Source organism: Pseudomonas sp. NFX15 (genome assembly GCF_049132105.1).
Classification (GTDB): Bacteria; Pseudomonadota; Gammaproteobacteria; order Pseudomonadales; family Pseudomonadaceae; genus Aquipseudomonas.
In genome coordinates this window covers 16,172-29,862 of record NZ_JAFMPV010000006.1, presented here as the reverse complement: position 1 = coordinate 29,862, position 13,691 = coordinate 16,172, and the positions used below count along the sequence as shown (strand labels likewise).

Sequence of the window (13,691 nt, the reverse complement as noted above, 5' to 3'; positions counted from 1 at the left end):
TCCTCTAGTGGGTATCGCCGGGCAGGACCCGAACGCTGGCAAAAGTCTGGTCATCGAAACGCGAGCCGAGGGACGCCGCCCGCACGTGCAGGTACCAGGCGCCGTCCCGGTCAAGGGTCACCGGGGCTTCGTAAACGCCAGCGGCGACTTCCAGGGCGGCAACCTCCTGGGGCCGCGACGTCGGTGCGCGGAAGTAACGCACCTGAACGTCCTTGACCCCGCTTCGCTGTGTTTTGTGCTTGCCCTCGACGATGCGAAAACGCACCACGTATGGGCTGCCCAGGGCAGCAGTGGACGTGTCGAGCATGAACTCCACCTTCAGCACCCCGCGGTGCTGATCGAGGTTGTTGTCGGCCTGCACCACGGTGCTGAAGCAATGGACGATGTTCGGCTGGTTGAGCAGGAACGCCACGTCGAAACGCCCCGCCGCCGGCAGCCTGACCCGCGAGCTGTACAGCCCCGGCTCGATTTCCCGCAGGCTGCGGTCAATCACCAGCGCCGCCCGCGCCACTTGTCCGCGATTGGGGTAGCCGGACATCGGCGCGTTCATGCCTTCGGCGTAGAAGTAGGTGGTGTTGTCGACCGGGTTGACCACGAACACCGCGTTGTCGTCCCGCGACACCGCCAGGCTCGACGCCAGCGGCAGGTCACCGGCCATTCGCGGTGCCTGCGGCCCGGCCTCGAAACCCTGGGTGATCGGCGTGCGCCCCTCGCCGAGGGACGCGAGGTTGATCATCGTGACCTTCGGTGACGCCAGCCCGCGCACATAGGCATAGGCCTTGGTGAACACCACTTGATAGGGTTCGGCGGCGACGCTCAGTTCATGGATCACCGAATCGGTGGCGGTGTCGATCACCGTCGCCTGGTTTTCCAGGGTGTTGAGCACGATGCCAAAGCGGCCGTTGGCGCTGAAGCCCATCGGGCCCAGGCCTTCCTTGAGCTTGATCACCCGACGCACCGACTGGCGCTCGCCGTCAACCACGGTCACGGTGCCGTCCTTGCCATCGGCCACATAAGCGGCGTCGGACAACGGCGAATACATCACTGACAGCGGGTGCGAACCGGTCTTGAGCTGCTTGCTGATGCTCAGGCGGGCGATGTCGACGATGCTAAGGGTGCCATCGTCGCGGTTGGTGACGAAGGCAAAGCGGCTGTCCTGGCTGAAGGCGATTTCGTGGTGCCCGGCCCCCGTCGCCAGGTGAGTCAAAGGCTTGAGGCTGGCGGCGTCGATCACCGTGACCCCGGATTGCCCGGCGGTTTTAGCGTTGTTGCCGACCCACAGCAAACGTTCGTCCGGTTGCAGCGCGACGCGAACCGGGTTGCGGCCAGCGGCCACCGAGTCGATCAGCTTGAACTGTTCGCTGTCGATCACCGCCACCTCGCCGGCGCCGGGCATCGACACGAATACCCGTTTGTTGTCCTTGGGCGTCACCCAGTCCATCGGTGGCTGCTTGAGTTCAATCCTCGCCAGGGTGCTGGTGATCCCGCCCACGGACACCGAAGGGTCAACCACGGAGATACTGGCATCGCGGCTCATCACCAACAGGAAATAACTGTTGAGGTCGAGCAAGGGCCGCGCGCCGATGTTCGATTTGAGAAAGGTGCCGACCCGCGACTTGCAGCTCCTGTCGCGGCCCTGGGCCTGGTCGGCGGCAACCGCCTCGGGGTCGAGCCAGGCCCCCGGTGCAACGCCCGACAGGGGTTGGCCCGAGGCTTTGTCGGTGACACGAAATTGCACGTCGGCAAAACCGCCTTCGCGCAGCACGCCGTCCTCGGCCAACGGTTTGACATTGAGGACCACCGAAATCCCGTCACGCTCCAGCGTCTGGTCGCTCCAGGTGTCGGGCAGCGCGACCTCGGCCAGGGCGGTCGGCGGCGTGATCCGCCAGACGCCGAGCCAGATCAGCGCCAGCCCAAGCACCAGCGCACTGCCCGTGATTTTGATGGTCCTGTCCATGTCTCCTCTCCTCTTTACAGATCAGTGCCTGCCTTGCCTGGCACCCATGCCATGAGGTGCGTTTGTGGGAGCGGGCTTGCCCGCGAAGAGGTCGGCACATTCAATACTCCTGCGCCTGACACTGCGCCTTCGCGGGCAAGCCCGCTCCTACAGGTGTTTCGTTCCTGCCCTAAGGGGCCGGTGGCGGCTCCGGTTCGTTGGTCACCCGCAACAAGCCCCACAGCCCGGCCGTATTGCCGAAGGAGGCGTTGTCACGGAACAGGTAATCCCCGGCGATCGCATTGCTGCCACCAGCGCTCGGGTGCATCGCGCTGAAGTGCGCCGCCGGCAGCACGCTTTCGCGGGCGCCGATGTACATCGACATCGGGTTCAGGCCGAACCGCACCGAACCCACGCCAGGCGCACCCATCGGGTAGCCGTCGACATCGTTTTTCTCCGACAGGTACGGGTTGACCGACCACACGTGACCGTCGAGCTGGAAGGTCGAGCCGCGACTGCCGCCGGTCGGCATCAGCACATGGGTGCGGAACGGTTGCCCAGGTTTGACGTAGAACACCGGGGTTTGCGGATCGCCGCCCACCAGCGCATTGCTGTAGGCCATGTGTGCGTTGGGCACGTCGCCGTAGCCGGCACCGTCGGCACGGCCGAACGGTGCGTCCGGGGCGAGGCCGAAGCGGTACCACAGTGGCTCGGTCTTGTAGTTGATGGCCATGCCGGCGTTGTCCTTTGGATCGTTCGGCACGCCCATGCCTTCCGAGGCGATGCCCTCCACCGGCCGCCCACCGGCCCAGCGCAGGTTCAAGGCACGCTGCCAGACCATCGCGAAGTCGCGGTAAGGCACCTGTCCCGTCGCCGTCACCGTGGCCGATGCACGCTTGGCATCCTCGACCCAGGTGGCGCCGACCGGCAGCACACTCATCGCCCCGCCCAGGCCTTTTTGCGGCTGCTTGATCACATCCGCCGGGGTGAAATTCAACCCGCCGAACTCCACCGCCGTGGCGTTGATGTTGTCGACGCTGCGGCCCAATTGGGTGATCGGTTTGCCTTCCCGCTCCAGGTGCCCGGCGTAGTACTGGTAGCTCTTGGTCGGGTACGCGCCGGTGTTGCCGACCCGTGGTGGCACGGTCTGGATCGGGTTGGCGCCGACGTTGGTGCCGTCGGACTTGGTGATGTCGTAGGCCAGCAGTTGCGCGTGCAGGCCGACGTGGCTGGACGGGCGCAGCAAGTTGTTGTTGAAGGTGGTCGAGCCATCGCCACCGTTGCGATCACGCTTGACCAGGCCTTGCAGGATCGCCGTCTGGGCCAGGTCCGGCATGACGCTCGGCAGTCGGTTTTCCAGGGTGATGTTGATGCAATCCCCGGCCGCGGCGCGCAGCACCAGCGGTTCGACCGGAACACCCGGTTTGAGCTTGCCGGTGGTTGGGTCCAGGTCGGTCTTGCGCACGTACAGGATCGCGGTCGGGTCATGGATCGGCCCGCTCTGCCCGCCAATGGTGACGGTTTCTCCGTCCTCGGGATCGGTCACGGTGACCTGTGGAATGCTCACCGTGCGCGCGTTGAACACCAGGGTGCCGCCCGCCGGGTTGAGCGGCCCGCCGACATGTTGGCCGAGGCCAGCCGGATCACCAATCGACAGCCCCAGTGGATTGCCCAGGATGTCGTTGGCCAGTGCCGCCACTACTTCATAATTGCGCTGCACAGTCGGCCGTGTGCCGATGCCGTTGGGGTTGGCGCTGATCCGTGGGCAGGTGCCGTCGAACGCCACGGTGTTGCGCATGCCGGCCGGTTTCGGGTTGTTCGGCAGCGCGAACAGGTCGTTGCGTTGCGCGGTGTAGTTGCGCATCACGCCCCAGATGCCGTTCCAGTAGCCTTCGATCGAAGCGTCCATCGAGTACAGGTAATCACCGGTGCTCGCCGCGGAACTGGAGAGCATCGACACCGGCGCAATGAAGCCCATCTGCTCGGAGATCCCGACCATTTGCGAGGCGCGCCAGCCCGAGTTGGAGCTGTTGCCATAGCCGGTGCCGCTTTGCAGCCACTTCACGCCGTGCAGGGTGACGTTGTGCTCTTCTTCATGGCCGCCGGCATGCACCCGCAACCTCACGTTGTCACCGGTGTAGGTACGCAGCATCGGCGTGAAGGGGTCACCCGGCTCTGCGCCGCCACGGTTGATGTGCGGCGGGAACAGCGTGGTGCCGCCGGTAGGGCCGGTGGCCGAGGTCACCAGGTTCGGTGCCAGGTTCATCGCCGCAATTGCACGGTCGGTGCGGCTTTGCATGGCGAATGACAGGTCGCCGCCCATGCCGTCGGCCTGCATCCCGCGCTTGCCGTCCGGGCCGACCTTGTAAGGGTCGAACACCCGCAGGCCCAGCGGCTCATTGCGGTAATTGACCACGAACATGCCCGGGTCATCGACCGAGATCGCTTGTGGACATGGCCGGCTCGGGCAGCCCGGCTTGATCCCGCCGCGAGCCTCGACCACTGCCTCCAGCAAGTTGCCGGCGTTGTTGCGCACCGGTGGGTTGATCGCGTAGCGGAAGCTGTCGGCCGTGGCCGGGAACGCCTGCGGATTGGGCACGCCATTGGGACCGGCGCCGACGTACACACCGGCTTCATAGGCGTGCTGGAAGTCGCTGTACTCCAGGAAGAACTCGCGGAAGCTGTCGTTCTTGCCGTCGCTGTCCAGGTCGCCGGTGGAGATCACCGCCTGCCAGGAGGTCGGCCCACCGTCCGAGCGCGCGCCGCTGTACAACGGCTCGCCGGTCTCGGCGTGGAACCAGGTGGAACCGGCCGGTTCCGCCAATACGGTGGCGTACAGGCCGATCTGCTGGTGCGTCGATGGGCCGAGATGGTCGTGGGTAAAAATGGTCCCCAGGCCACGGTCGACGCCCTTGGTGTTGATCACCGGGTCGACGAACCAGCGCTGCATCGCCGTGCGTGCGCCCATCCAGTCGGCCCGGCCATATTGACCGAAGAACGGGTGCGCCTTGGCCACCGGGCAGGCCGGTGTGCCGTCCCGCGGATCGCTGCCTTCGCACTGGTTGAAGGCTCGGATGGCCTGGATGCGCTCGACCACGGCGCCCGGGGAAAGCACGCCGTCCTCGTAGTTCCAGCCGTTGGACGAACCATCGGCGGACGTCAGGTCCCACTTCGGCAAGTGGATGTGCTGGCCGATCACGTCGGTCGGCGTGCGCACCTGATAGTCGTCCATCTCATAGGTGGCCGGCACCAGGTTGGTTTGCTGGTACTGCACGCAGTCGAAGGTGTTCATGCGCATCACCAGCGGTTCTGGCGGCCGCTGTTTGCTGATCACCGGCCAGGCGTCTTCCCACAGCGCCAGGATGCGCGCCTGCGGAAAGTGATAGCCGACCTTGTTGTAGACCGCGTCGAACTGAATGTTGGCCGCTTTATAGATGCGCGGGCGGTCGGCGGTGAAGGTCGACGAGCCGATGAAGGACATGCCGTCGATGCGCTCGCCGCTATTGAATTCACCGCTACCGGCACGGGTGGTCAGGCGTTTGGCCCGATCGTCCATACACGGTTCGTAGAACGGCGCGCCGGCAATCGGCAAGGCACCGTTGGTGCGGAAGTTGCGCGCCACCACCTGGTTGCCCGGCAGCACGGCGAAGCTGGGGTGGTCCTTTTTCGCGTGGAAGGCCATCGCAGCTTGTTCGACTTCAGTGCCCTCTTCAGGCAGGTAGATCGGTTTGGCCCGCTTCACTTCCTTGGAAAAATCCAGGGACGTGGTCACCGTGTGCGCCTCGCCACCGGCTGACACACCGTCCAGCGCATGGCGGCCCAGACCACCGTCCCAGCCACCGGACTGGTTCGGATCGAGGTTGGCCCACAACCCATTGCCGCTGGTTTTCAGGGCCTGGGCCTTAGCGGCATCGAGCATGTCCAGCGGTGGCGTCGGTGGGCGTTGGCCGACCGAACTTTCCATGCCGCCGATCCAGAAGGGATAACCGGGGTTCTTCAGGCTGCCGTCAGCGTTGCGGTTGGCTTCGCTACGATCAACCAGCGCCAGCGAGCCGATGGCTTGCACGGCGCCGGAACCACCGTGGTGCTCGCCGTCATCATCGTCGCCAGCGGCGACCACGGTCTGGCCGATTTTCGGTACCACGGCAACCTTGCCCGGCATCGGTGCCATGGCTTTGCCGGGCAGTGGCACGACCGCCGGAATCGGCGTGCCGGCGATGATTTCGCCATCGGGCAAGGCCCGCGCACCCGCCGCCGGTTTGCCGCTACGCAGCGCATACGGTTCGTTGTGGAAGCCGTCGGCGCCCTGCTGAGAGACTTCAAGCCGGGTGCCCTCTTCAAACACATCGTGCACCCGCCACATGCTCCACATGCCTTGGGCGAAGTGCGGGTAGAAATGGCAATGATAGATCGCATCACCGGCGACCCGGTTACGGTTGCCCGAACCGCCGTTGGCGATTTCATAGGTGTAGCCGGCGCCCGGGCCGATGCCCTGGGCGTCCAGGTAATCGGTGTTGTCGTCGTTCGGGTTGTACAGCCACTGATGCCCGTGCAGGTGGAAGATGTGGTGTTCGTAGCCGTTGTGGGTGTTGCGGAATTTGACGAAGTCACCGATGTAGCTGTGGTTGACGTTGGACGGCTCCGACGGATACAGCGCCATGGTCGCCTTGACTCCGACCTGATCGGCCCGCGGCACTTCACCGGGGCGAATGTTTTCCAGGCCGGTGTTGGCCGGTACGTCCACCAGCATCGCCACGTCGCCCACGGTGTGCGAGCTGAGGAAGAACTCCTCATAGGCGCAGGACAGGCAATCGTGCATCGGCCCCACGCCCAGACGGTTGGCCACCACCTCGGCCCCCATGCCACCGGAGCCGTAGTTGATCATGAACGAGTCGCGGGTCGGCTCCAGCACATGGCCCATCACCGGGTCGGCAAAGTACGCCGGGAACGCCTGGGTGACGGCGGTTTCATCCTGGAACTGCGCGGCGAAATCGCGGAACGGCTCCAGCCGGTTCGGCAATGCCGGGTTGCGTTTGCCCAAGGCCTCCAGCGGATAGGTCGAGGGCGGGAAACTGCCGTCGGCGTTGCTGCCCATGACGATGGCATCGCTTTCGCTGGAAATGATTTCACTGCCCTCGACCATGTTGATGATCGGCGCACCGGCCTTGCCTTCGCGAAGCCACGGCTCGCGTTGCGGGTAGCGTGCCTGGTAATCGACGATGGGCTGGCCGGCCGGCGTGCGCCCGGTACTGGCCAGGCGCATTTCTTCTTCGGTGACGGTGTTGCGGTAAGTACGACCGCCCTTGGGCACGACCACCACCTGGGCGAACAGCCCATTGGCATTGTTGCCCGCAGCCCCCTCTCCGCCGAAGGTTGCGCCGCGGCTGCTGACATCGAAGGCGCCTTCACGCTCGGCGAACAAGGTATAGGAACGACTGCCGCCAGGCGGCACCAGGCTGTTGGCGTTGCGCCCGGTAAACGAGGCGATGTCATCGATGCTGTTGACGGCTTGCAGGCCGTTGACCTGGAAACCGACATGCCGGTCTGCCACTTGCTCGTCGGCCTTGAAGGCTTCGGCATTGCCGGTCTCCACGCCCTCTACTTCGCCCTCTTGCTCAAAGGCTTCGTGGCTGCCCGGGTTAGCCTGGTAGGCCAGCAGGTTCTGCAAATGGATGGTCAGGCAATCGCCGGCCGCGACGCGCAATACCAGCGGACGCGGACGCTTGTCGGGACGCAGCGAGACTTTGCCCGGCACCGCGGCGCCCCCTAGGGCGATTGACCGGTCATGGTCATCGATCACGTCGCGACGCAGGGCGAACATCATGCCGTTGACGTTCTGTGCACCGAGGCGGTTGAACATCAGCGGCTGATCGAGCGCCACGACGTTGGCCACCAGGTTGCGTTCACAACGGGCTGCCGCGCTGGCAATCTCGATGCCGAGCATCGAGCTCACCAACAACAGTAAATTGATCAGGGACGGAGCGTGGGATAAGCCGATCATGGTCTCGGGCCTCGCTACGGGTTTCAGGAACGTTTCTCGACAAGTGGTCCAGAGCAATCCGCATGCCATAAAAACTAACGTTATTTATCAGTGAGTTATGTTCACGACTTGATAAGTCGGGGGATATTCCCCACCCAATCCCCACTTTCTCGCCGGGGCCACTATTCCCCACTGTTGGGGAAAACCGGCGCAGGGTTTCAATCACAGCGGGGCATCTGCGGAAAGCCCTTGCAAACGCCGATACTGGTTCAACACATTGGGCACATAACGCTGGGTTTCGGCGAACGGCGGGACCACGTTGCCGCGGCTGAGTACCGCCTGCGGGCCCGCGTTGTAGGCGGCCACGGCGAGGCGGATATCGTTGTCGAACAGGGTCATCAACCGCTTGAGATAGCGGGCGCCGCCCTGGATGTTGGCCTTGGGGTCGTAGACGTTGGTCACGCCCATCTCACGGGCGGTCTCGGGCATCAACTGCATCAAGCCACCTGCGCCCTTGGCTGAGGTGGCACTGGCGTTGTAGCTCGATTCGGTCTTGATCACCGCGTGCAGTAATGCCGCCGGCAATTGATTGGCCGTGGCCGCCGCCGCCACCAGCTCGGCGTAGGGTTGCGCGGCGATCATTTGCGGTTGCTGGTCAAGGCTGACTACCGCCGCAGCAGGCTCGTGAACGACCCGTTCATAGTGGCGTCCGGGGCGGTGGACATTGGACAGGACATAGCCGCCCTTGGCGTCCACGGAGACGAACACATCGGCCTGTGCAGCACCGGCCAGCGCGAGCATTGCGAGCAATCCTGCGGTGATGGTTTTCATGGTTATGCCTCCCCTGCCCGGCCCCGAAAAATGGGGCTAATGCCCCAATGGCCGGTAGTAAGACAGGCATACGCAAGCACTGTGCCGTATCGGCAAAGGCCCGTGGTACGGGGGGGTGCAGAAGGATGACCAGACATGAGCATGGCAATTGCATGCGCCTGCACAGCAACTCTGCTGCCGACTGTGTGAGGGGTCATCATGAATCAGCGTCTGTGTTATGCCCGGCGAACCCAAGGCGGGTTCACCTTGCTCGAACTGCTGGTGGTGCTGGTGGTGCTGGGCTTGTTGGCCGGCATTGTCGCGCCCAAATATTTCGCGCAACTGGGCCGTTCCGAAGTAAAAGTGGCCAAGGCGCAAATAGAAGGCCTGAGCAAGGCGCTGGACCTCTACCGGCTGGAGGTCGGCCATTACCCGTCGACCGAACAGGGCTTGCAGGCGTTGGTCACCGCCCCGGCGGACGAACCGCACTGGACCGGCCCGTACTTGCAGAAAAAACTGCCGCAGGACCCGTGGGGCCGCAATTACACCTATCGCTATCCCGGTGAAAACAGCGAGTTCGACCTGCTCTCCCTGGGCAAGGACGGGCAACCCGGCGGCGAAGGCGAAAACGCCGAAGTCACCAACTGGAACTGACGGACATGGCGACCATGCGCTTCCATCTCAAAGCCGTCGGCAAGGCCGGCGTCGTTTCAATGACCGTCGAGGCCCCCGGGCACAGCGAAGCCCGGCGCATCGCCGAAGACCAGGGCCTGCGGGTGGTCAGCCTGCACGCCGAGCGGCATTGGCGGGCCTTGCGCCTGCAACAGCGCGAGACGTTCAACCTGGTGTTGTTCAGCCAGGAACTGACCACCTTGCTCAATGCCGGCCTGCCGTTGATCGATGCGCTGGAAAGCCTGGCGGAAAAGGAATCCGCACCGCAGGCCCGCAAGACCCTGAGTGAGCTGGTGCGCTTGCTGTACGAGGGAAAATCGTTCTCCCAGGCGCTGGGACAGATGTCGTCAGTGTTCCCGCCGCTGTACGTGGCACTGGTGCAGTCCAGCGAGAAAACCGGTGCCGTGGGCGATGCCCTGGGCCGCTATGTCAGCTATCGCCAACGCATGGACGAGGTTCGCCAGAAGATCATCAGTGCCTCGATCTACCCCATGCTGTTGCTGGTGGTCGGCGGTGGCGTGGTGTTATTTTTGATGGGCTACGTCGTGCCGCGTTTCAGCCTGGTATTTGAAGGGTTGGGCTCGAACCTGCCGTGGTTGTCGCAGATCCTGATGAGCAGCGGCATGTTCCTGCACGCCCACCAGGGCGAGTTCTTTGGTAGTTTGCTAGTCATAGTCGTCAGCCTCTACCTGCTCAAGCGCCATCCGGCCTTTCGTCGGGGGCTGGACCGTTTGATCGAAAAACTCCCGGCGGTCCATCAACGTATTTTCATGTACGAACTCGCGCGCTTTTACCGCTCCCTGGGGATCCTCCTGCAAGGCGGCATTCCGCTGGTCACCGCCATGGGCATGGTGCGCAACCTGCTCACCGTGGCTTCCCGCGTGCGCCTGGACCAGGCCTGTGACCGGGTACGCGAGGGGCAATCGCTGTCCATCGCACTGGAACTCAATCATCTGGTAACACCCGTGTCCCTGCGCCTGCTACGGGCGGGCGAACAGTCGGGCAACCTCGGGCAGATGATGGAGCGCAGCGCCGACTTCTACGACGAAGAAATCAGCCGCTGGATCGAATGGTTCGTACGCTTGTTCGAACCCTTGCTCATGACTTTCATTGGCTTGTTGATCGGGGTCATCGTGATCCTGATGTACATCCCGATTTTCGAGCTGGCCTCCAGCATTCATTGACCTTTGACCAACTTTGCGCCGCTCGCGCCGCTTGGATTTCAACATTCGATCGAATAAATCGCGGCGTCGAGGTGTTTACCGGGTTCCAACAGGAAAAAAAAGCAGCACGTTGCAATGTTCATCAACGTTCCAACCTGAACAAGTACACGGAGAACGACATGCACATCAATAAGCTTGTACTTGCAGTAGCTATTGGCGCAGTTCTGTCGGCGTCTACCGTATTGATTCCGGACAGCCTGTCCGGGGTTTCCAGTGCTCAAGCCAAGGACGGTGGCAGTGGTGGTGGCGGTGGTGGCGGTGGTGGCGGGGGTAGTGGCGGGGGTAGTGGCGGGGGTAGTGGCGGGGGTAGTGGCGGCGGCGGTGGTGGTGGTAATGGAGGCGGTGGCGGCGGCCATGGTGGCAATGGCGGTGGGGGCGGCGGTGGTGGTAATGGCGGTGGCGGTGGTGGTAATGGCGGTGGCGGTGGCGGCAATGGCGGCAGTCACGGTGGCAGCGGCAGTGGTGGCAACAGTGGTAGCGGCGGCAACAGCGGCAGCAGCCACAGTGGCGACCATGGCAGCAACAGCGGACCGGGCAGCGCCAACAGCGGTTCGAGCCACGACGGCGCGGTATCGTCCTCAGGTCGCAACGGCACCCACAATGAACCTGGCGACGACCGTGGCGTGCATCGGGCCGGTGAAATCGGCGATGACCACGGCGTGCATCGCGCGGGCGAAGTCGGCGATGACCACGGCGTGCATCGTGCCGGTGAAGTCGGCGATGATCGTGGTGTCCATGTCGGCGGCGAACCCGGCGATGACAAGAGGACCTGATTCACACTGATCCCCCTACAACACACATCCTTGTAGGAGCGGGCTTGCCCGCGAAGGCGGTTTGTCTGTCACATCAATGCCAGATCGGCCGACGCTTTCGCTGGCAAGCCAGCTCCTACATAGGGCAACGATCCAGCCGCTCACGCAAAAACTCAACTAACGCCTGCACCGGCCGCGAACTCTGTCGATGCTGCGGGTACACCGCCGACAACGTCAGCGGCTCCGGGCGACAATCCTCCAGCACTTCCACCAGCCGCCCCTCCCTGAGGGCCGCACCGACAATAAACGTCGGCAAATAGGTAACGCCCAACCCGGCGATGGCCGCATCCTTGAGCACTTCCCCATTGTTGACCCGCATCCGCCCGGTGACATTGACGATCAGCGGCTTGCCCTGCCCTGCAAAACGCCATTGCACTTGTCGACCATGGCCGTAGGGCAGGCAGTCATGGCCGTGCAAATCTTCTGGTTTAAGCGGTGTGCCGCGCTCGGCGAGGTACGCCGGGCTGGCGCAGTACACCCGTTCAATGGACGCAATGCGCCGGGCAATCAGCGTCGAGTCCTCCAGCGTGCCGATACGCAACGCCAGGTCGTAGCCCTCACCGAGCAAATCCACTGGACGGTCGCTTAAATCCATCTCCACCGTCACGTCGCGATAGCGCTGCAAGAACACCGGCAGCAGGCAGCCCAGATGTGCCAGCGCAAACGACAGTGGCGCACTCACCCGAAGCGTGCCGCGTGGCTCGGTGGTCTGGCCGGCAATGCCCTGCTCCACTTGCTCGACTTCGCCGAGCAGGCGCAAGGCGGACTCGTAATAGCTCTGACCCAGCGGCGTAACGTCCAGGCGGCGGGTCGAGCGATTAAGCAAACGCACCCCGAGGCGCTCTTCGAGCTGCATCAAACGGCGGCTGACAAATTGCTTGGACAGCCCCAGTTGATCGGCGGCTGCCGTGAAGCTGCCGGAGTCCATCACCTGGCAAAAAATACGCATATCTTCAAAGGGGTTCATTGTCACATCCGGGTTGACAGTCAAACACTTTATAGCCGCTTTTTCCCTTTCTGACACCCTATTAATCTGTGTCCACGGTGTTGCTGAGGCCTGAAACCACAGCGCCAGCAACGGCCGGACCCAGACACTCAAATCAATTGGCTAAAAAGGATTTACCGATGAACCTCGTCCACAAAACCCTGACCGCGTCCCTCCTCGCCCTGTCCATCGGCAACGCTTTTGCCGCGGGCAGTCCGGGTGTCGAACACACCACCCAGGCCTTCCTCGAAGCCCTGGCGGCCGGTGGCGGCAAACCGCTGGAACAACTGAGCCCGAAAGACGCCCGTGCGGTGCTGACCGGCGCCCAGTCCTCGGTGAAGGTTGACCTTTCCGGTGTGGACGTCAGCGACAAGGCGATCACGGTCGACGGCCAGACGATCAACCTCAAAGTGGTGCGCCCGGCCAAGGCCAAAGGCGAGTTGCCGGTGTTCATGTTCTTCCACGGTGGCGGCTGGGTGCTGGGCGATTTCCCGACGCACCAGCGCCTGATTCGTGACCTGGTGGTGGGCTCCGGCGCAGTCGCGGTGTACGTCGACTACACGCCGTCGCCGGAAGCGCATTACCCGACCGCGATCAACCAGGCCTACGCCGCGACCCGCTGGGTGGCCGAACATGGCAAGGACATCAACGTCGACGGCAAGCGCCTGGCGGTGGCCGGCAACAGCGTCGGCGGCAACATGGCGGCGGTCGTGGCGCTGATGGCCAAGGAACAGAAAACCCCGGCATTGCGCTTCCAACTGCTGATGTGGCCGGTGACCAACGCACAGTTCGACAGCGCGTCGTACCAGCAATTTGCCGAGGGGCATTTCTTGACGCAAAACATGATGAAGTGGTTCTGGGACAACTACACCACCGATGCCGGCGAGCGCGCGCAGATCCATGCCTCGCCGCTCAACGCCAGTCCCGAGCAGCTCAAAGGCCTGCCGGCCGCCTTGGTGCAGACCGCCGAATTCGACGTGCTGCGCGACGAAGGCGAAGGCTATGCCCGCCACCTCGACGCGGCCGGCGTGCCGGTGACCTCGGTGCGCTACAACGGCATGATCCACGACTTCGGCCTGCTCAATCCGCTGAGCCAGATTCCGGAAGTGAAGTCCGCGGTGCGCCAGGCGGCCCTTGAGCTCAAGACGCACTTGAACTGAGGCCAATTAAAATCACCACGCAGCCATGTGTGGTGATTTTTTTTGAGCACTGAAGCACTACTTGTGGCGAGGGGGCTTGCCCCCGTTGGGTCGCGAAGCGCCCCCAAAACCAT

The 13,691-nt window shown here is 63.6% G+C and carries 8 protein-coding genes; 4 read left to right on the top strand and 4 right to left on the bottom strand.

The window, feature by feature from the left end; genetic code table 11:
* Positions 1 to 4: 4 nt before the first annotated feature.
* From J1D76_RS08530 to J1D76_RS08520, 3 genes are all read right to left on the bottom strand, one after another.
* Positions 5 to 1,957: a cytochrome D1 domain-containing protein gene (locus J1D76_RS08530; protein WP_421137874.1), complete on the bottom strand. Its 1,953-nt coding sequence runs from the start codon at positions 1,955 to 1,957 to the stop codon at positions 5 to 7.
* Between the two features lie 169 nt (positions 1,958 to 2,126).
* Positions 2,127 to 7,937, bottom strand: a complete 5,811-nt coding sequence (gene mnxG / locus J1D76_RS08525) for a manganese-oxidizing multicopper oxidase MnxG (RefSeq protein ID WP_421137873.1) — start codon at positions 7,935 to 7,937, stop codon at positions 2,127 to 2,129.
* Positions 7,938 to 8,138: 201 nt separating this feature from the next.
* Positions 8,139 to 8,747: a lytic transglycosylase domain-containing protein gene (locus J1D76_RS08520; protein ID WP_421137872.1), complete on the bottom strand. Its 609-nt coding sequence runs from the start codon at positions 8,745 to 8,747 to the stop codon at positions 8,139 to 8,141.
* 198 nt (positions 8,748 to 8,945) lie between these two features.
* Between J1D76_RS08520 and gspG the strand changes: the two genes are divergently transcribed.
* The 3 genes from gspG to J1D76_RS08505 all read left to right on the top strand — a co-directional run bounded on the left by gspG (position 8,946) and on the right by J1D76_RS08505 (position 11,394).
* On the top strand, positions 8,946 to 9,380 hold the full coding sequence (gspG, locus tag J1D76_RS08515; RefSeq protein ID WP_421137871.1) for a type II secretion system major pseudopilin GspG: 435 nt from the start codon (positions 8,946 to 8,948) through the stop codon (positions 9,378 to 9,380).
* A 14-nt stretch (positions 9,381 to 9,394) separates the two neighbouring features.
* Positions 9,395 to 10,582 carry a type II secretion system F family protein gene (locus J1D76_RS08510; protein WP_421138093.1) on the top strand — a complete coding sequence of 396 codons (1,188 nt, stop codon included), beginning with the start codon at positions 9,395 to 9,397 and terminating at the stop codon, positions 10,580 to 10,582.
* Positions 10,583 to 10,740: 158 nt separating this feature from the next.
* Complete coding sequence (locus tag J1D76_RS08505) at positions 10,741 to 11,394, top strand: hypothetical protein (RefSeq protein ID WP_421137870.1); 654 nt, start codon at positions 10,741 to 10,743, stop codon at positions 11,392 to 11,394.
* A 115-nt stretch (positions 11,395 to 11,509) separates the two neighbouring features.
* On the opposite strand, the gene J1D76_RS08500 is transcribed toward J1D76_RS08505, so the two are convergent.
* Positions 11,510 to 12,400: a LysR family transcriptional regulator gene (locus J1D76_RS08500; protein ID WP_421137869.1), complete on the bottom strand. Its 891-nt coding sequence runs from the start codon at positions 12,398 to 12,400 to the stop codon at positions 11,510 to 11,512.
* A gap of 158 nt (positions 12,401 to 12,558) precedes the next feature.
* On the opposite strand from J1D76_RS08500, the gene J1D76_RS08495 reads away from it, so the two are divergent.
* Entirely contained in the window at positions 12,559 to 13,578 is a 1,020-nt protein-coding gene (locus J1D76_RS08495; RefSeq protein ID WP_421137868.1) for an alpha/beta hydrolase, read from the top strand.
* Positions 13,579 to 13,691: the final 113 nt, after the last annotated feature.